The 19,788-nt window shown below is 41.8% G+C and carries 12 protein-coding genes; 1 reads left to right on the top strand and 11 read right to left on the bottom strand.

The features are described 5' to 3' along the window. Positions 1–135: 135 nt before the first annotated feature. From D6853_RS15040 to ftsH, 10 genes are all read right to left on the bottom strand, one after another. Entirely contained in the window at positions 136–990 is an 855-nt protein-coding gene (locus tag D6853_RS15040; RefSeq protein ID WP_120658819.1) for an FHA domain-containing protein, read from the bottom strand. A gap of 17 nt (positions 991–1,007) precedes the next feature. After that, complete coding sequence (locus tag D6853_RS15035) at positions 1,008–2,009, bottom strand: hypothetical protein (RefSeq protein WP_120658818.1); 1,002 nt, start codon at positions 2,007–2,009, stop codon at positions 1,008–1,010. A 3-nt stretch (positions 2,010–2,012) separates the two neighbouring features. Continuing rightward, positions 2,013–2,261 (bottom strand): EsaB/YukD family protein, encoded by a 249-nt coding sequence (locus tag D6853_RS15030; protein WP_120658817.1) that lies wholly within the window; start codon positions 2,259–2,261, stop codon positions 2,013–2,015. Positions 2,262–2,281: 20 nt separating this feature from the next. Further along, complete coding sequence (locus D6853_RS15025; protein WP_120658816.1) at positions 2,282–2,674, bottom strand: DUF5082 family protein; 393 nt, start codon at positions 2,672–2,674, stop codon at positions 2,282–2,284. Positions 2,675–2,735: 61 nt separating this feature from the next. Beyond that, the gene (locus D6853_RS15020; RefSeq protein WP_120658815.1) at positions 2,736–3,041 is read right to left on the bottom strand and encodes a hypothetical protein; all 306 of its coding nucleotides are present in this window, start codon (positions 3,039–3,041) and stop codon (positions 2,736–2,738) included. Positions 3,042–3,055: 14 nt separating this feature from the next. After that, entirely contained in the window at positions 3,056–3,448 is a 393-nt protein-coding gene (locus tag D6853_RS15015; protein WP_120658814.1) for a hypothetical protein, read from the bottom strand. 33 nt (positions 3,449–3,481) lie between these two features. After that, on the bottom strand, positions 3,482–8,068 hold the full coding sequence (gene essC / locus D6853_RS15010; RefSeq protein ID WP_120658813.1) for a type VII secretion protein EssC: 4,587 nt from the start codon (positions 8,066–8,068) through the stop codon (positions 3,482–3,484). Continuing rightward, positions 8,043–9,710, bottom strand: coding sequence for an FHA domain-containing protein (locus D6853_RS15005; protein WP_120658812.1), 1,668 nt, complete (start codon positions 9,708–9,710; stop codon positions 8,043–8,045). The genes essC and D6853_RS15005 overlap by 26 nt, the downstream gene beginning before the upstream one ends. A 107-nt stretch (positions 9,711–9,817) precedes the next feature. Continuing rightward, on the bottom strand, positions 9,818–14,128 hold the full coding sequence (locus D6853_RS15000) for an Ig-like domain-containing protein (protein WP_120658811.1): 4,311 nt from the start codon (positions 14,126–14,128) through the stop codon (positions 9,818–9,820). A gap of 344 nt (positions 14,129–14,472) precedes the next feature. Beyond that, complete coding sequence (gene ftsH, locus D6853_RS14995) at positions 14,473–16,650, bottom strand: ATP-dependent zinc metalloprotease FtsH (protein WP_120658810.1); 2,178 nt, start codon at positions 16,648–16,650, stop codon at positions 14,473–14,475. A 196-nt stretch (positions 16,651–16,846) separates the two neighbouring features. On the opposite strand from ftsH, the gene D6853_RS14990 reads away from it, so the two are divergent. Continuing rightward, positions 16,847–18,457, top strand: coding sequence for a CTP synthase (locus tag D6853_RS14990; protein WP_120658809.1), 1,611 nt, complete (start codon positions 16,847–16,849; stop codon positions 18,455–18,457). Here the strand turns inward: D6853_RS14990 and D6853_RS14985 are convergent. Further along, positions 18,454–19,788 (bottom strand): ABC transporter substrate-binding protein, encoded by a 1,335-nt coding sequence (locus D6853_RS14985; RefSeq protein ID WP_120658808.1) that lies wholly within the window; start codon positions 19,786–19,788, stop codon positions 18,454–18,456. The two genes, D6853_RS14990 and D6853_RS14985, sit on opposite strands and share 4 nt — an antisense overlap.

The raw sequence follows: 19,788 nt of genomic DNA, 5'->3' as shown, positions 1-19,788 counted from the left end.
TTCAACGCATCGTAATAATCCATTGACAGTTTGGCATCGTAAAATTTTCCGTCGTTGAATCCCATCTTTTATTCTCCTTGTTATAAACGTTTTATGTTTAGTTTTTCCGGTAATCTTTGCTTTCCGTATCGTCACTTATCCAATCTGAATCATAAACTCCATATCCGATATTCGCATCCTATCACCGTTATGAATCTGCATAAACTGATTCGAATTAAGTCGTATATCATCTACTGCCGTTCCATTACTGCTTCCCAGATCGGCAACATACCATCCGTCCATTGTGTGCCTGATCTTGCAGTGATGTCTTGATATTGTCGGATTCATGCGTAATACACCGTCGCAGTCATCCGCCTGACCGATAACAAACTCATCCTTGCATATAAAAAGAGTAAAAGCTCCATATGTTCCATCATATACAAGCTCAATACTGTTTTCATCAGCTTCACTTTTGAGCCCGTCTATCGTTATCAATGGCGCTTTCTCAATTACATATGCAACAATATCATCCGTTTCCTCCAAACCTTCCTTAAATTGTAAAAGAGATCTATTCTGATTGTTTTCCGCCATGCCTGCAAGCAAAAATGCTTTTAAACGGTCTCCCCATTTTTTTCTGTCAGGAAGCTCTCCTGCATTGTCAATAGGTATAAGCGGAAATCGATACACATTTTCCTGTCTGTCAAAAAAAATCGTATCATCAGATAGATCTATATATGTATTATCTAAAAAAGCACTCTCGCTACACACACGTAAAAGCTCCGAAAGAGACTTTATAAGTATCGCCGTTTTGGAAATATTGATACTTGTTGGTGCCTCCTTCACCAGATTGTCTGTAGCACAAATAATGCTGTATTTTCCGTTGTAAGTAATCTCTCGTATAGGCAACATGTATTCTTTTTGACGAAGCACAGATTTTATTCCAAGATTGGAGACACGGTCTCCTTCCGAAATCTCATATAATACATGATTTTTAAAATACTTCTTCTTCATATCTGTATCCTCTGTTTTTACAAAATCGCCTCTGCTGTATCTCTTAGTATTTTGTTTTCAATTAATTCTTCAATACCGCCCGAAATATCTTTTATCTTTTCACAGATATTCACTCCGTACATCGAATGAACTTCATCAGCTGCATCATCAGAATGGTATATTATAAGGCTGTTCTCTCCTACCTCTCTTGTATTTTCAAGAAGCTTTTTCAGTTTCCTGTCGGAGCTCTCTTTATTATCCGTTATAATGATCACACTCTTACTGTTCTCAAGTCTTGTAATACTGTCAGCGTTAAAACCATAGGGGTGATCGATCACTATCTCATCGTATATTTCCAATCCTTTTATTATTTCCGCAAGCTGAAAAACTGTAGCAGAAGACATTCCGTACGATGACAAAAGATGTTTGAACTGCGGTATATAATCAAAGTTTTCATTCTTTACCAGTTTAGAAAAATCGCCTGTTATCCCTTTGGACACGGCATTTAAAATAAGTGCCTCTTCCTCTTGAGAAAAAGCATCTTTTTCTTTCATAACATAACTAAAATCCTGAAGGTTATCCGCAGACAGATATAATACTTTTCTTCCAAACTTCACAAGTTGTCCGGCAATGGTTAGTGCTGCGATTGTTTTAATCCCGGTATCGTCAATACTTACTATGTCATGCACTCTTGTCTTGCCGTTGTTAACGGAACCTCTGCTGCGCCTTTTGTAACCCGATCCCAAGATTTTAAGAATACCTTGTGCTCCCGCATACTTGCTTATAAGATATGCGCCAATAGCATCCGTCTCAGTTACAACATATAATCGTCCTACCGCTTGGTTAGACGGAATATCTATCTGAATTTTTTCATCAATGATCAAAGTATCTATCTTATGTTGCTTCTCAAAAAAGCTGGTAAGGTAATCTTTGTCTGTTATGATATCCAGCTGATACTCTTCGGATATTTTTCTTGCGAGGGTTCCCAATACGCTTACTACATATTCCTCATCAAAGCTGATAAACAATAAAGTTTTCATCAATTACTCCACATATATTACCGATCCGTTTCTTATCCCATATTCATTAAGCATGGTGTCTCCTCTTAGAAATCCTATCGGATTCTCCATCCTTAGGTAGCATTGCGTGGGATCGTCCATATTTATTCCCAGATTAAAGCCTTTATTTAACCCAAATATAAGTTCATTAGCAGTTATGTTTAGCGGTATCTCTATATCAATACCGATTTCATTCTGGTTTATCTTAAAGATCACAATCGCCTTATCGTCCATTTTTTAGTCCCGTATATTTATCAGATTGATGCCAGTTCGCTTTCAAGCGCTGAAATTTCCTCTTCATATCTCGCTATCAATCTTTCTATCTGTGCTATAACCTGACTTATTCCCGACTCAAAAAATCCTACATCTCCTCCGGTACTACCTTGCTTGCCTTCTCCGCGTTGTTCACGACTACCTGTCCAATGCGCAATATCTTCCGAAACCGTAAGATCATATTCCGTCTCGGGTTCATGTACTTCGCCGCTACTTGCTTCTTGCTTTCCAAGCAACGCGTCAAGAAATTCTCTGAGTCTGTTTATTTTTGCTCTGAGAGCAGCTATAGCAGCTCTTATTGCAGCTCGTCTCTCTTCTCTTCGTCTTTCTTCTTCCGCAGCTGCATCATAGTTATCCATTTCATAATCTGACATAGCTTTCCTCCTATAAGTTTTTGTAAGTCCGGACAAAACGCCCGGACTTACAAACAGTTGATCATGACTTCACATTATAATTTGAAGCAAGCTCTTTATCGGTGTTAACAGTATTTGTTGCCATCTTCTTAGCACCTTCACCAAATCCCATTACTTTCATTGCCTGCTTTATCATAGTAGGGCTTATCGTTGATGTTACAGAGTGGAATTTCAACTGATTATCGCCTACCATTCCCTCTGTGCTTGCCCTTTCGGCTTCAGCATCAACCTGATCTAAGAGGGTCTTATATCTCTCTCCAAGATCATAAAATTCTCCACCTAACTGATTAACTCCATTTACATCGATCATATGATCCATTAAACTCATGTCTTTTCCTCCTTTTATGCCAGTGTTCCACCTGTAGTAGCGCCTTCGTAGCATTCACGTATAATATTGCAGTTAGTTTTTCCAAGTTGTGCAAATCCACCTCGAGTTGAAAGAATGTGGTTATGTGTCATAGCTATATTATCAGCAACTAAACCAGCTTTTTCCTCCATATCTCGAATCAATAAATCAATCTGCTCCAGCTCCGGACCTGTTACACTTGCTTGGGCTTGCGCTCTCTTAGCCTTTGCCTCCTCGATCAACTCCAACAAGCCATTGTGCTTTAATTTCATGTTGTCCGCAACAGAAGCTAAGACGCTGTCATTAATACCAACTACGCCTGCTACTGCTCCTGCTACTGCTCCTGTTACTGCAGAGCTAACACCATCAGTGCCCATTACATTACTCATTCGTTTTTCTCCTTTTCCTTTTATTTATTTTTGTTATGACGTAATAGTTTTGATCTTATTTATTACGCCTGTTTCTATGTAAAATGCATCTGTCTTCTCAAGCTTCTTGCTATTCTTTTTCACAAAGGAGATAGGTAACTCAACAGGTTTTATGAAGCCTGCATTTTCAAACATGATATGCGTTGCTTCTTGCGAAATCTGTTTAAGTATCTCTCCGGATTTGAAACTAATAGCAATATTCTCAAGATTGGAGTGCACAATACAAGCCCGATAACCTCTAAGCTTGCTGACAATAACCTCATACCTCTGAAAAGCTTCAGCGTCTTTCAAAATCATATCTGCGGACAACTGCGAATTTATAATAAGCATCAGCATCGGTTCTTTGGCTAATGAATCCGGATCTTCTTCCATTTCATCATATCTTCTTCCAAGTTCCTCTGATATTTCTCTGATATATTCGCAAACCGTATTTGCAGATATCGTGTATCTAACTGTTATATCGAGTTCCTGCGCAAATGCCAGTTCTCTGGAAACGCTGTCTACTACATATAATTTAATGGGAGCTGTATCATTGTATTTGTTAAGCCTCTCTAGCATAGACTTGATAAACTCAAATCTTCCGGTTTCCTCTCTTCCCATAATTGAGAATAGAGTTGATTTCATCAAATACAAATATTCAGGCTCGATTGTCGAATAGTTGATACCAATGGGTATCTCATATTCTTTAATGTGCTCAAGCTGACTTCCGTATGTTTCCTCCAGATATTTTTCGGTAACGTCTTCGGGAATAGTCGGGATTCTGTAAGCATGATTGTTTCCACACTTGGCATTAGTCTCTTTGACAAATTCCTTGATCTTATCGATTTTCTCAATTTCTTTCTTTGCATCGAATGACAGATACGTCTGAAACTCTCTTATCTGGCCATCTATTGTTGTTATTGCTCTTCCTGCAACTTCATCAGGTTCTAACCTGCATCTGTCAAATATATTTCCGTATTGACCTGAATCATTACAGTAATAAGCTATTTTCCTTCCGAAATTAGTAAGCAGTTTAAAGCCTATTCCGGAAGAAGTTGGATTGGTAACTATCACAGATATACCAACTGCCAGACCATCCTGACAAAGATTAAGGAATCCCTCTTCATAATCCTCGTAGACCGATCTTAGCGCGGAATAATTTTCCATAACCACGATAATCTGTGGCAGTTCTTTATATCCCGCTTCCCTATATGACGAGAATGAACTAAGTCCCATGTCTGCAAACAGCTTCTGTCTTTCATCTATAATTGAGTCAATTATAGAAAACAATTGTCGCAGCATTGTATCATCTTTAATTGTCACAACACCGCCCACATAGGCAAGTGACGAAAAATTTCTAAGAATCATGGATGCAAAATCAATGATGTAGATCGATACTTCATCTGCGCCATAGTTATCCGTAATTCCTCTTACGATAGTCTGAATAAGATTAGTCTTTCCACTAAGAGCAGATCCGATAACAAATGTATTCTCTTTGGTAAGGTTAAGAGAAATTACTTCCTGCGCCTGGTTTTCCGGATCGTCATATATTCCTATCGGAACTATGACATCTGTATCCTTGACGCTTTCATCCTTACTCTTATAAACTATGTTTTCTTCAAGAGGCGGCAAACAGATAGGTGATAACTTTTCTATTCCGTTATTTGCACAATGCTCGGCTATATAATCAACAACCGCATCCAATTGCGTTAATGTTGCATCCTCTTTTTCCGGCTCCTGATGATAAAAGACTCTCCTTTTACCGACGAGATTTACCATTGCCAGATCATATTTACTTTTCTGATCAACAACTCCGACTCCCGCAGGAGCTCCGCTGTAAGCGGATTGGAGGAGCTGGAATATCTCGTTGTTGCCGACTTCAAGATAACATCGACCGGGTTCTCTGATCTCTGCGGCAAGCGGGGATTTAAGTACTTCGTTTGAATCACTCCTGTCTTGCACTTTAAGGCAGAGCTTAAATCTTGAGTTGCTCCAGATCTGATCGTTTACTACACCGGCAGGCTTTTGCGTCGCAAGTATGAGATGTACTCCCAAGCTTCGACCTATACGAGCCGCGCTTATAAGCTCTTGCATGAATTCAGGCTGATCAGCTTTGAGCTCGGCGAACTCGTCGACAATAAGAATGAGATGCGGAAGCGGAATTTTTACTTCGCCTTTTTTATAGAGGTCAATGTAATTATCTATTGCATTGACTTCAGCTTCGGCAAATAATCTCTGCCTCTTCATCAGTTCCGCTTTTATAGACATAAGCGAACGGTTAACCTGCTTACCGTCAATGTTTGTAATTGCTCCGTTAAGGTGTGGAAGCTTTTTAAACTGGTTGGCCATTCCACCACCCTTAAAGTCGATGATAATAAATCCGACTTCATACGGATGAAAATTTGTACACATTGATAATACATAAGTTTGAAGAAGCTCTGATTTTCCGGCACCTGTCGTTCCGGCTACAAGACCGTGAGGTCCGTGACCTTTCTCATGTATATCCAGGCACACTTTGCTACCCGAAGCATCTACTCCTATAGGAACCGCCATTCCATCAAAGATCTTGGCGGATGCCCATCTTTCACCCACTCTAAGATCATAGGGTGTCAAGATGTTGTAGAGCTGGAAATATGATATATTCTTTGTCAAGGTGCTTTCCAAGCTGATCTCATTTATATGAACACATGCAAGCTTAATAGCTGCATCTGCCGCCTGCTTTAGTGTAAGCTCAGGATATTCGAAGCCTTGCATCTTGACTGCATCTGCTGCCTCTTGGATAAATCCTCGGTTTCCGTCACTGTCAAGATAAACGAGCTCATCACACGCTTCATGAAGAAGTTCTTTATGTTCATCAAAGAACAAAAATGTAAATCCTAGATCCTTAGCTCTTTTTATATAATTGGTAATGGGATGTTCGATTAATTCTTTAGACCTATATGCAAATACAATATAGTGAACAGATTCCCCATTTTTTCTTTCCGTTGAACTCGAATTACCGGAGTTTTCTTTCGCGGATAATTCGTTATACATCTTATCAAGTACGATCTTTTTACTCTCGGTATCGTACATGATATTTCTGACACCTCTGTCTGACAGGTTCTGAAGCCATCTGGTCCAGCTAAAATCCTGTACATCTTCCTCATGCATAAGAAGGTAAAACTTCACGTCATTGAAGAAGTGCTGTCCTGCCAAGGTAAGCATCATATTGCGAACCAGACTAAGAAGCTTGGGACGCTCTCCTACAAAACCTATCGCGTTGACATTTTTTAGATGAAGAGCTATGGGCATGTTTTCCATCGTCTCATACTTATCATGAAGCTCCTTGGGATACTCCATTAGCGGATCTGTCGTATCCAACTCTTCCTGCTCTCTGAATGCAACCTGGTTTATTGCTTTTACTTTTCCAAGACCAATGGGAACATCCAAAAAATCTTTATGATCCCTGGCTTTTTCAAAAAGTCTTGCATCAAAATTCTGAATCTGATTAACCATCTCTTCAGGAAGGATGTTCATCTTTTGAGCAATAACGCGTTCTTCTTCACGTTCTTTTTTTATCTCATCGTCTTTTTTCCTTATGTATTCGTTATATACCTCAACCCTTCTCTTGTTCTGCTCTTTGACTTTTTTTCTATTTACAAAGAACATAACGATCGACATTCCGGCTGTACATCCGTACATAAGTCCATACATTATCATATATGCGTTTCCGCCGGATCCGCCGCCATACATCCTACTTCTCATCGCCATCATCATGAACATCATGATGAGCATCGGGAACATGGTTATAAGTGACAAAATCGATTGCTGCTGTGCTTCAGCTTTAGGCGGAATAACATTTATTCGCTCTTCCGGCTGTAAATACTGAAGTCGTACATTCTTGATAAACTCAGGATACTTGAACTGGTTGTTCTGTTCCTTGATTATATAAGCCTTTAGGTTGGTCTCCACAGTTCCGTCGGATACGGTGCAAAGCTCTCCGTCTATTGCGTAAAATGATATTCCGTATACTGTCAAAAACTGCTTGTTTTTAAGTCGTAAAGCATTTCCTTTGTAAGTGATGCCATTGATCTCAGCGCCATATTTAAGATCTGAAGTATCTACCAGATACCCGTCTCCGTCTTTTCTTATGACACATTTCTCATCTTTGATATCCGAGTTATTTATCTTGATATCGCAGTTTTCTCCGCCTATGGTAATTACCGATGTTTCTCCGGTTTCTATGCGAAGCGCATAATCTTCTTGGGCGGCTCCGAAATCCAATGAAAAATTCAATCGGATGGCAACTATATCTGTTTCTTCATAACAAATACTCACCCTGTCGCCCGGCGAAAAATCATGCATATATTCTTTACTGCCGTTGGCATTGAGAATATAATTTCCGGACTGGCATACCATAACGTAGCTTTTTGCCTGCTTCTGCAATGTGACTTTAAAGTCGTCCGAAAAGAATCCTTCGGGCAAACGGATCTGTGCTTCCTTGCACGTTCCTATCACAATTGTTTCAACATCTTCGGGAATGATCGTTTCTTTATATAGTTTGTTTCCATACACTATGAGTTTGTATCTGAGTGTATTACTTTCTATACTCGAATTCCTCATTTGCCAGTCTTATTATGTCCCCTTTATTAAGCATCCTGGACTCATTAGCCCCGAGCTTAGTTCCATTTACAAACGTACCGTTCGTAGAATTTTTATCTACTATGCATACTCCCTGCGAATTAACGGTAAATGCTGCATGTACTCTGCTAATTGCGCTGTTATCGCGTATGCAATAATCAACATGAAGTGAATCTTTTCCGATGGTTGTTTCTGCTTTGCAAAGAAGAATGTTGTCACCGGTCTTCTTTCTGATAAGTGTTCCTCCTTTAACCGAACCACTCTGTCCCTTGTTGATGATTGGTCCTTCAGAAAGAAGTGTTGTACTTGAGTCATCTTCTTTTGAAAGCATATTGGTCTCCATTCCGGTTCCGCCGCTCTGGTTAGTGTTAATGTTTCCTGACGGAACTTTGGGGAACGGTCTTTCTATCTCGTTTTTCTTAGCCTTCTTTGCTTCCTTCTCTGCCTTTTTCTCTGCTTTTTGTTGTGCAATTTTTTGTTTTTCTTCTTCGGTGTGAACTACTTTTTTACCGGCAAGAAGAAATACTACCGCTACAATAATCGCTACCAAAAGCACACAAACTGCTATGATAACCGCGATCAACCACTTAGGTGTCGGAGCCGGTCCCGGTTCCGGTGGCGCGGGTGGTATAATAATTACTGAAGTTTCGGTCGATGCCTCTATAGCCGGTTTAATCGTTCCGGGCGTGAGTTTGTTGTATTCAATTCCGAATGCATCCAGAACATCGACAATCTCTGTCGAGTCAATTGCTACGGAGTATTGTCCGTCCTTTTTGAGGACGTTCATTCCAACAACATCGCCGCTTTCATTTACGAGCGGTCCGCCACAGTTATTTGCACCTACTTCCGCATCATGAGTGATAACATATACATCATTTAAGCTGTGAATATTGTTAATCTTTCCTGATGATATGATGACATCCTCTTTGTCATATTTAGCAGGATTCGCATCATAGCTTATTGCATCCGGAAATCCTATGGAATGTACACGATCTGTTGTTTTATATGGCAGATCATTTGTATATCCGTCATCCGATGTATATATCGAAAGCGGTTTTCTGTTTGCAAGATTCTCGCTGAGTGAAAATACCGCAAGATCCAGCTCGTCGCTTTGTTGATACAATGAGCAATCTATCGACATATCTTTTGTTACTACGACTTCGTATGATACATTGTCGACTTTGTCTTTTAAATCAGCCTTGCTGACACCAAAGCTTCTGATTGCTGCTTTTCTAGTATCTTTGTCAGCCACAATTCCTTGCTTACTGGTTATAAGATACTGCTTGGCATTGTCCCCTGTTGTTCCGACAATGAAGCCGGTCGATCCTTTGATGATGTGACTGTTGCCATCATCATCTTTGTATACGCAGTTTATCTGGACTACACCGTTTCCGGCGTCCACAGCATTTTCTACTGTCGAAACTGCATATTGTTCTTCTTCGGTCTCCTCTTCGTTTCCTTCGGGATAGTCTGTTTGTTCTGCTGAAAGATCAATGCTCGCCATATCCTCCGAGCTTCCGCTTGTTGCAGCTTCGGATTTTTCCTCTGCTGCGTAAATAGTCATCGGACTTGTTGCGATCAAAAACGCTAATGCAATTGGCAAAAGTTTAAATAGTTTCTTCATTGCTCTCTCCAGCTAACTCTTTTCTTTCTGCTGCCTTATATTATTAACACAACTCGAATTTCAATTATGTTGCACATCCGCAAAACATTTTTTAATAATTTTTTATCTTATCTAATCTTTCTTCTATAAAGCAATACACTTGCTCCCGAAACAGTTACAACCGATGCGCCTGCGAGAATGATGAAGAGTACTCGCTGGAGGATGAACGGCTTGGGAACCGGTGTGGGATCAATTTTGTCATCGCCACCGGAGCCTTGAACGTCTGCACTTGTTACCAATACTCCTGCGATAACCTTAATCTCTCTGTTGCCGGCATAATCTTCGGCGATCATGGTAATTGTCTGTGCCTCATTTGATTCATTGAGAGTAAGGCTCATGTCCTCACCACTGTCGATTGCAAGCTGATCGTATGTCTTAACTGCTTTTCCATCCAGATATACGATAAGACTTTCTACACCCATGTTGTCGTTAGTATCAAAATTAAAGCTATGAGCTTTTTCTTTATAATGAGTGTTCTCTTCAACGCCTGCAGTTACAATACTTGGTGACGTCATGTCGATCGCAAAGCTGACCTCCGCATCTCTGGACTTATTGTCTTGAACATTGGTTGCTTCATCTTTAGTAAAGATTGATACTGCGTAAAGTCCATCTCTTTGGAAATTATCCCTTTTAATCGTATATGTATATGTGTTCCAAGAACCGGCATCACCGCTATGACTAACATTGTAGTTCTTTCCGCTTTCGAGAGTTATAATCTCGCCATCTTTGGATATATCTATTTTTTTCTCTACGATGGTGTCAATATTTATCTCTTCAATAACAACGTCCTGCGGCTCGTTGGTGTAATACATTTCATTTAAAGTCTTTGTACCTGCAGATATAACAAATACAGATCCGTGACGATTTACTGAGAAAACAAGTTCTTCTTCAGCTGCGTTTCCGGCCATGTCGTACACGTTTGCTTTAAGAGTGTATTTATCGTCCATCGACTTATCATGCGCAAAGTCGCTGTAGTTCACGATAAATCCATCCTCTGTAGGTGTAACGCTGTTCTCTACTGTTACCACGCCGTTGTTTGCACCTATAAGAACAACATTTGATTTCTCGATATCAATGTACTTATCACCGTACTTTACGCTGGGTGCTACTTCCGAGTTGTTGGCTGACATGTTCTCTACGCCTGAGAAGGTTACTTCAGGAACAGTCTTGTCTATGATAAACACATCGGAAATATAGTTCTCTGCCTTGTTACCTGCAAGGTCGGTACAGTTAATTACGTATCCGTAAGTTCCGTCCTCATCAAAGGTAATGCTTGCGATGTTCTGATCATCCGATGAACTGAAACCGCCTACTGCAGGAAGTGCTCCCACATCGCTAAGAGGCTGTGTTGTGACCTCTACAAGCTTATCGTCAAAAGACATCTCTTTGATGTTTACAGATGCTATTCTTGTATCTTTGTAGAAGTTGCCGTTGGCTGCAGGTGCAGCGTTGTAATTAATCTGTATTACGGGCGCTGTCTTATCAATGACAAATTCGGGCTCGGATTTTTCTTCCGATTTGTTGTGAGCTTTATCTTCACTCTGACAAGAAATCTCGTACTGGCCGTCTTTTTCAAACGTTACTGTACTTGTGTATGTGAAAGGTCCTGTCTGAGTCCATCCGCCGATTTCTGCCGTGCCGTATTTTTCCTCTACCTTAAGTCCTGCCGATTCCTCTGAGAATGTGAAGTCAGTAACTGTTACAGTTGCTGTTCTTGTCTCGTTGTAGTACTTTCCGTTCATAGGATCGTTCTTATCAAAAGTGATCTCTACTTCAGGAATGGTTGCGTCAACAGTAAACTTTGCTCCTGTCTTCTCGGAATGATTGCCCGACATATCATATGCTTCAACATAAACGTTATAAACTCCGTCGCCGTCTGTCGTGAATGAGAGCGTATGCTCCTTATCTCCAAGGTCACCACTGAAATCGCTTAAAGGACCAAGGTCTGTTTCGGCACCGTACTGATCTACTTTCTTAATTCTAACAACTGACTTCTCTTCATCGAGCCACTTGTCGTCAATCTTAACAGTCACTCCTACATTTGAATTGTAGAAAGTGTCTCCTCCATCTGAAGGTTCTGACTTGTCATAAGAGATCTCAATATCAGGAGCTGTGTTATCGAGAATTAAGTATTTGAAGAAAGCGGTAGTTTCGTGAGGCGTTGGATAGGTTGTATCCTTCGCATATGTTTTTACGATATACTCACCATCTTCACTTGTACTAAAGTCATAGGTTACCTGACCGTCTTTATCGTTTTTGCTGAGTTTAGGCGTAAGGTATGTATACCCTTCCTCTTTTTCATCGCCGTTAGGAGTAAAATCGATAGACTCTTTATCAAGCTGCCTATCGGTAACTGTTACTGTTCCTGAGAGCTCACCTGAATAGAATTTATAATCTCCGACCTCTCTCTTTTTTCCGCTTGATGTATAGACGATCTGAGGCGCCCCCTTGTCGACATTGGCTGTGCCTTCTATTTGTTGTGAATCGTCTGCGGTGTTTCCGGCTGCATCCGAAATGCTAACTATACGGATTGTATAGCTTATCTCTTCACCTTCTTCTGCCGTTAATGTATGACTGAATACAATGTATTCTTCATCACTCTTTCTTCTGTCTCTCTCGTGAATGTTTTTTTCGAAAAATTGAGGACTCTCATCCTTTGATGTTTCTACCATGTAAACAATCTTATAGAATCCGCTTACATCCTTACCATCTGCTTCACCGTCACACTTTGCAGGGACTTTGATAAGCATGTCAACATTTTCGTTATAGCTGTGATTTCCATGCCAGTCACGGCTTCCTTGAATGCCATCATCCGGCTCAATAATAATTTTTGCAGAAGGAGCCGTATTATCGACCCAAGCAGTCTTGGTATCTAACTCTTTTGCTTCTGTATCTCCGTAAAACAGAACGCTGACTTTATATTCTGTTTTACCTTCTTTATTCGTCGGAAGCGGAATGTTTTGATCTATCTCAAACTTCGTGTGTCTTAATTCAGACTGTGCTGTTACATTGCCATCAATTCCCGTTACTGTAATGGACTGAATCTTTCTGGAAGTTCTTCCGTCAACATTAATTAATAACTGGCCATTTTCTACCTCTGAATGCCACTCTTCATCCTTTGATTCACCATTTCCTGTTTGAAGAGTTACTTCAAGATTATCTTCTTCTCCTGCTTCGTAGTAGCATAATGCTTTAGGAGAAAATTCTGCAGCTTCCTGTTCGTTGCCTGCGCGGTCTTTTGCTACAATCTTCTTTAATATATAATTTCCATGATGTCCGGGATTCCATGTATATGTATTCTCTGCACCGGAATACATCTCGAACTCCTCGTCCTCACCATCATAACTTGCTACAATATATACTGAATCAATACCTGATTTATCATCGGTAACCTTAGCGGTTACACTTAATTCCGAATTATTTGTTGAATAAGCTGTAAGTCCTGTCTCGTTGCATGTATAGGTATGTACTGTCTCGCTACCAACCGTTATATCTGTTATTGTCGGAGCCGCTTCATCTTTCTTCTTAACCGTGATCTTAAGTGTGTAGCTATTTTCACCTTCGTTAAGATCATTGAATTCACATACTATTTTTTCGTATGACGAATCAGGATTATGTGTAACGTCAGCTCCATCGCACGTAACGTCGGTAACCTCATACCACTCGTCTATGTCATAATAAAAAGAAGCTCTTGCCGTAAGTTTGTCATCTTCTTCGTTTACATCCGTAGTAGTATATTCCCCACCTCCGGGATAATACCTGTCGTTATCTCTGGGATTATATCTTCCCTCAAAGAGTTCAAAGTCGGATTTGTCATTCTCCGGATCGGAGACATCAAAAGAAATGATGACTTTGTTCTCCTCTTCGTCATCCTCTTCGTCATCCTCTTCATCTTCCTCAAGGCCTTCGATTGGTGTGCCTTTAATGAGCTTTGCATTATTGAACATTTTTAAGCCAAAGCCTTCCGGAGCAGCCTCTTCAATGGGATTACCATTCTCATCAAGCGCTACTTCTTCGCCGCCTTCTTTGGGCTCGCCTTCTGCAGGCTGTCCGTCTACGGGCTCACCGTCTGCGGGCTGGCCTTCACCGTCTCCGAGATTGTCAGTCGCAGGCTGAGCATCTGCTGCGGGCTGAACGTCGTCTCCTGCAGGCTGAGCATTGTCATTTGAAACCTCTTCGGTATCCTCAGGCTGCTCGGCAGTTTCCTCGTCGACTTCGGGTTCTTCTGCGGGTTCTTCTGTGGGTTCTTCGATTGTGACATCGTCGGGTTCACCGGCGTACACAAGGTTAGACTCCATTGTGTTAATTAGAAATGTGAGAGCTAAAAAGACCGGAACGAGTCTTTTTAGTACGTGAGACAATAAGTTATTCTTTTTCATGCACTCTCCTCCAACAAAAAATACGGAAAAACTGTTTTTAACTATCAAAAATGCCGATTAGTTCCCCTCTAAACTTATCGGTAATTAACATTATAGACACATTTGACATCGGATGCAACAGTTTTTAACAAAATAATTAAAATTATTTTGTTAGGCCATATTTGTTATGTGTTAATGTGATTATTGTTGTTACATATTTTGACCGTTTGGGTTAATTGTTAAGTTTTTCCTCGTCCACCCGGAAAACCACGAAAAACCCCTAAAGCAGACTGTAAAAAGTCTTCTTTAGGGGTTTTTAAATCTAAACCATAGTGTGACTTTCCGCTTTTATTACATCGCGGATATTATTTTTTGAAATTATCGGGAACATGCGAAAATAGTCCGCCCGTTGTAACAGATTGATCCTGATCATTGTCAGTATTCTCGCCTGTTTGCTCCTTTTTTTCCTCTTCGGGTTCCGCAGTTGTCTCGGTTTTGGGCTGTTCGGAAGGAGCTTGTTCGTTTTTCGCTTCTTCTTTCTGCTTAACCGGAACGTTCTCTCCGACTCTTGCGGATTCGGGTCTGGTCGCATAGAGTCTCTTGCTCCTGTTTGCTTCCTTCTCTTCTTCCGTAGGTTCGGGAATATTCTCCGCTTCGCGGTAGATCTTCATGAACTCTGCGCCTGTGATAGTCTCTTTCTCGATAAGGAACTCAGCGATCTTATCCATGGTATCAAGGTGCTCACTGATGATCTTCTTAGCTCTTTCATAGCACTGCGCAAGAAGATTCTTAACTTCTTCATCAACAAGAGTTGCTGTTTCGTCACTACACTGAAGAACTCTGTTTCCATCAAGGTACTGATTCTGAATGGATTCAAGCTGCATAAGTCCGAATCTGTCACTCATACCAAGCATTGTGATCATGCTTCTGGCCTTGGCTGTCGCCTTCTCAATATCACTGAACGCGCCATCGGTTACTGTATTAAAAATAACTTCTTCCGAAGCTCTTCCTGCAAGTAGAACCGTGATCTCATCAAGGATTTCTTGTTTGGTATGAAGGAAGGTCTCGTCTTCGGGAACCGGAAGCACATATCCAAGTGATCCCTTTGTTCTCGGAACAATTGTAATCTTCTGAACCGGCTCGGCGCCGTCAAGAACTGCGCTTGTGATCGCATGTCCGACTTCATGATAAGAAACAATCTTTCGCTCTTCCTTGCTGAGAATCTTATCCTTTTTCTCTTTTCCTGCAATTACCTGCTCCAAGGCTTCCATAAGATCCTGTTGATTAACGCATTCTCTTCCGGCCTTAACTGCATTGATGGCACCTTCGTTGATCATGTTGGCAAGATCTGAACCCACAAGACCACTTGTAGCAAGTGCCATTGCCTTAAGATCAACCGTCTCGTCCATCTTGACATCTTTGGAATGAACCTTAAGGATCTCTTCTCTTCCTTTAAGATCGGGTCTGTCAACAATGATTCTTCTGTCGAAACGACCGGGTCTAAGGAGCGCTTTGTCGAGAATCTCGGGTCTGTTGGTAGCTCCCAGGATGAGCACACCCTTGGATGAATCAAATCCGTCCATCTCGGAAAGGAGCTGGTTGAGTGTCTGCTCACGCTCTTCGTTACCTCCGCCGTACTTGCTGTCTCGGCTACGACCGATCGCATCTATCTCATCTATAAATATGATACAAGGTGCATTCTTGCTTGCTTCGCTAAAGAGGTCTCTCACACGGCTTGCTCCGACACCGACATATAGCTCGATGAAATCGGAACCTGCAAGTGAATAGAAGGGAACCTGCGCTTCTCCGGCAACTGCCTTGGCAAGAAGTGTCTTACCTGTTCCGGGAGGGCCAACAAGGAGCGCACCTTTGGGGAGCTTCGCTCCGATCTTGACGTACTTGGAAGGGTTATGGAGGAAATCCACGACCTCTACCAAAGACTCTTTTGCCTCATCCTCACCTGCAACGTCCTTGAACGTCACGCCTGTTTCTTTCTGTACGTAAACTTTCGCGTTGCTCTTTCCTACGCTGAGCGGCCCGCCGCCTTTTCCCATTTTCTTGAAAATCATGGAAAGAAGGAACCACATAAGCAGGATCGGCACAACGTACTGCAGTATCACGGAAAGTATTACTCCGGAATTGTCGGGTACTTTGCTGCTTACTTCTACTCCGGCCTTGAGCATTCTGTCTGTCAGGATGCTGTCTTCCTCTGCCTTACCTGTGTAGTAAGTAACGGTTGAATTGCCTGTCCAGTATGAATATCCCGCGCCAAGCTTATCATTGTCCTTGGATTCCTTGGGATAAATGTCTATCTTGTCATAATCAATGACGATCTTCTCGACCTTACCGTCATCAACCATTTGAATAAATTCATTGTAGGTTATCTCTTTGTTGGTATTATCTGAGAATGCCCTGAGGAAGTAGGACATGCAGACCATCGTGACAAGAGCTGCCACCAATAGAAGAATTATATTCTGTCTTCTCGGTGAATTGGATCCGCCCCCAAGCGGATTATTATTTCTCTGATTTTGATTGTTGTCCATTATATTTATTCCTTATATTAATATGCTATACTATGTATTGTATAGTGTACAATTTGATATTTCAATTGTAGAACCTAAAAGTTTTATTAAATAATTTGGATTAGCATCTAGATTTTCAACCGTTATATCTATATAATAATAACTTGTTTTTATATATAAATATTGTCTCGTCAAGAAATCAGGAGGAAGTTAAGAAATGGCTGTAAAGTATATTTTTGTGACAGGTGGTGTCGTATCAGGACTCGGTAAGGGAATCACCGCCGCTTCACTGGGAAGATTGTTGAAGGCTCGTGGCTACAAGGTAACCATGCAGAAGTTTGACCCCTATATCAACATCGACCCCGGAACGATGAACCCCGTTCAGCACGGTGAGGTTTTCGTAACCGAAGACGGCACAGAGACTGACCTCGACCTTGGTCACTACGAAAGATTTATTGACGAGAATCTTGATAAAAATTCCAACGTTACAACCGGTAAGATTTACTGGTCAGTTCTTCAGAAGGAGCGTCGCGGCGACTACGGCGGACGCACCGTACAGGTTATCCCGCACATTACCAACGAGATTAAGAGTAAGTTTTACAGAAACTTCACTGATGATGAGACACATATCGCAATTATAGAAGTAGGCGGAACAGTCGGAGATATCGAGAGCCAGCCCTTCCTTGAGGCGATCAGACAGTTCCAGCATGAAGTAGGGCGTGAGAATGCAATGCTCATCCTCGTTTCACTTATTCCTTACCTCCGAGTTTCTCAGGAGATCAAGACCAAGCCCACACAGTCAGCTGTTAAGACTATGCAGGGAATGGGTCTTCAGCCCGACGTTATCGTATGTCGTTCCGAGATCGCTCTTGACCAGGATACCAAGGACAAGATAGCTCTTTTCTGTAACGTACCGAGCAATCACGTTCTTCAGAACCTTGATCTTGAGTACCTCTACGAGGCTCCTCTTGCTATGGAAAAAGAGCGTTTGGCTCACGTTGCATGCGAGTGTCTGAACCTTGAATGTCCCGAGCCCGATCTTACGGATTGGAAAGCAATGGTTGATACTCTTTACTCATTAAGTCATGAGGTTAAGATCGCACTTGTCGGTAAATACACTCAGCTTCACGATGCTTACATCAGTGTTGTCGAAGCTCTTAAGCACGGCGGTATTTCCAATCAGACTGCTGTTGATATTAAATGGGTAGATTCAGAAGAAGTTACGGAAGAGAATGTTGCTTCCATTCTTTCGGATGTTGACGGTATCCTTGTTCCCGGTGGTTTCGGCGACCGCGGTATCGAAGGTATGATCCACGCCATCAAGTATGCCCGCGAGAACAATGTTCCTTACCTTGGTCTTTGCCTTGGTATGCAGCTTGCGATCATTGAGTTTGCAAGAAACGTTATCGGATATAAGGATGCTCATTCAATTGAGTTTGATCCCAACACAACACATCCTATGATAGCTCTTTTACCCGATCAGAATGGGGTTGAGGATATTGGCGGAACACTTCGTCTCGGTTCTTATCCTTGCGTACTTGATAAGGATTCCAAGGCGTTTGAGCTCTTTGGTTCAACAGATATCACAGAGCGTCACCGTCACAGATATGAGGTTAACAACGACTACAGAAACGTACTTGTTTCAAACGGCATGAAGCTTTGCGGTATGTCACCCGACGGAAGGATCGTTGAGATGATCGAGCTTCCTTCCAACGATTTCCACATGGCAACGCAGGCTCATCCGGAGCTTAAGTCTCGTCCCAACAGACCTCATCCTCTTTTCTCGGGATTTGTTAAGGCTTCTCTTGATCACGAGAAAAAGCGCTAATCGATTATAGCCTGCACGCCTTCGTTCATTGCTTTGATCGCGGTATCAATATCGACTTCTTCATTCATGATGCGGTCGTGCTGTTTGTTCAGAACCGCTTCAATCTCGGAGGATTTGTCGATTGCAGGCATTTCGAGATATGTATGACTTGTAAAAAGAGCTTCTTTGGAAGCTTCATCACTTGGAAAACCATCCATCCCCGCTATGAGTTCAACGATTGTTTCGTTGGTCATTGCGGGGATGTTTCCTGTTCGGGCCATTATCTTGGCACCTTCTTCCCCGCTTACAAATTTAACGAAATCCCAGGCTGCATCTTTATTGGCTGCTGCCTTTGGAATCGCAAGTGCGGTTATGGTAGAAAGAGTCGAGCCGGGCTCTACGCCTTTAGCATGAGGATACTTAACTATTCCCCAGTTGGCACAATCCGTATACTCTCCCTCTTTTATCTTATTAATAAGTGTAGCAATAAACCATGAACCCATATTCATGGTCGCAACGTCGCCCTGCGCAAACGCGGCGGAATAATGGAGACCGCGCGTTTTGAGTGTGGCGTAGTCCATACACACTTTGTCTTTTTGCTGTGAAAGGACCATCTCGTAATATGGCTTGGTAAACTCGTAATTTCCGTCTACTATAGTGCTCTTTCCGTCCAGTATCCCGTTAAGCTGCACCGTGGATCTCCAGGTGTGATAGTGGGCGCCGTATACCTTTTTCCCATCAAATGTCCCCGTAACTTTTCTGCACAGCTTGTCGTAATCGTCCCAAGTCATATCGTTGGTGGGATAGGGGACACCTGCCTTGTCAAAAATATCCTTATTATAATAGATCACCCATATATCAGAACGGAAGGGCATCTCATAGAGCCTGTCGTTCATCTTAAGCTGGTCCGTCACTCCGCTGTAGCACGTAAGATCGACGCCGTCGGCTTTTATATATTCTTCGAGTGGTTCGAGAACGCCTTTATTTACAAGTGTCACATAGCCCGGAACGTCTTTTACCGTAACAACGTCATAGACCGCGTCACTGTTTGCGAGCTGTGTTCCGAGAGCCGTGCTGTAATCCGCCGATCCAAGATCGACCATTTCAATTTTTATTTTGGGATTTTTCTTGGTATATGCATCTGCCAAAGCCTTGTAATATTCCGAATTTGACGCATCCCAGAGCGCCCATTTAAGCGTAAGGTTACCCTTGTCGGAAGCTTCGTTTGTCTGTTCCGATGAAGAGTTATGCTGCGCTGCGCTTTCGGAAGTATCTGCCTTGCCGGCGCATCCCGTTATCTCAAGAATTATCAGTGAAACCGTAAGCAATAACCCTAAGCTTTTGTTTCTCAT

The organism is Butyrivibrio sp. X503 (genome assembly GCF_003625475.1).
Classification (GTDB): domain Bacteria; phylum Bacillota; class Clostridia; order Lachnospirales; family Lachnospiraceae; genus Butyrivibrio.
Note: the sequence above shows the minus strand (reverse complement) of the source record. Positions and strands in the feature narration are given on the sequence as shown.

What these genes read in the sequence shown, in the direction of transcription:
- D6853_RS15040 (WP_120658819.1), bottom strand. Translation starts at nt 990, where the DNA reads ATGAAGAAGAAGTATTTTAAAAATCATGTATTATATGAGATTTCGGAA.
- D6853_RS15035 (WP_120658818.1), bottom strand. Translation starts at nt 2,009, where the DNA reads ATGAAAACTTTATTGTTTATCAGCTTTGATGAGGAATATGTAGTAAGC.
- D6853_RS15030 (WP_120658817.1), bottom strand. Translation starts at nt 2,261, where the DNA reads ATGGACGATAAGGCGATTGTGATCTTTAAGATAAACCAGAATGAAATC.
- D6853_RS15025 (WP_120658816.1), bottom strand. Translation starts at nt 2,674, where the DNA reads ATGTCAGATTATGAAATGGATAACTATGATGCAGCTGCGGAAGAAGAA.
- D6853_RS15020 (WP_120658815.1), bottom strand. Translation starts at nt 3,041, where the DNA reads ATGAGTTTAATGGATCATATGATCGATGTAAATGGAGTTAATCAGTTA.
- D6853_RS15015 (WP_120658814.1), bottom strand. Translation starts at nt 3,448, where the DNA reads ATGAGTAATGTAATGGGCACTGATGGTGTTAGCTCTGCAGTAACAGGA.
- essC (WP_120658813.1), bottom strand. Translation starts at nt 8,068, where the DNA reads ATGAGGAATTCGAGTATAGAAAGTAATACACTCAGATACAAACTCATA.
- D6853_RS15005 (WP_120658812.1), bottom strand. Translation starts at nt 9,710, where the DNA reads ATGAAGAAACTATTTAAACTTTTGCCAATTGCATTAGCGTTTTTGATC.
- D6853_RS15000 (WP_120658811.1), bottom strand. Translation starts at nt 14,128, where the DNA reads ATGAAAAAGAATAACTTATTGTCTCACGTACTAAAAAGACTCGTTCCG.
- ftsH (WP_120658810.1), bottom strand. Translation starts at nt 16,650, where the DNA reads ATGGACAACAATCAAAATCAGAGAAATAATAATCCGCTTGGGGGCGGA.
- D6853_RS14990 (WP_120658809.1), top strand. Translation starts at nt 16,847, where the DNA reads ATGGCTGTAAAGTATATTTTTGTGACAGGTGGTGTCGTATCAGGACTC.
- D6853_RS14985 (WP_120658808.1), bottom strand. Translation starts at nt 19,788, where the DNA reads ATGAGAAACAAAAGCTTAGGGTTATTGCTTACGGTTTCACTGATAATT.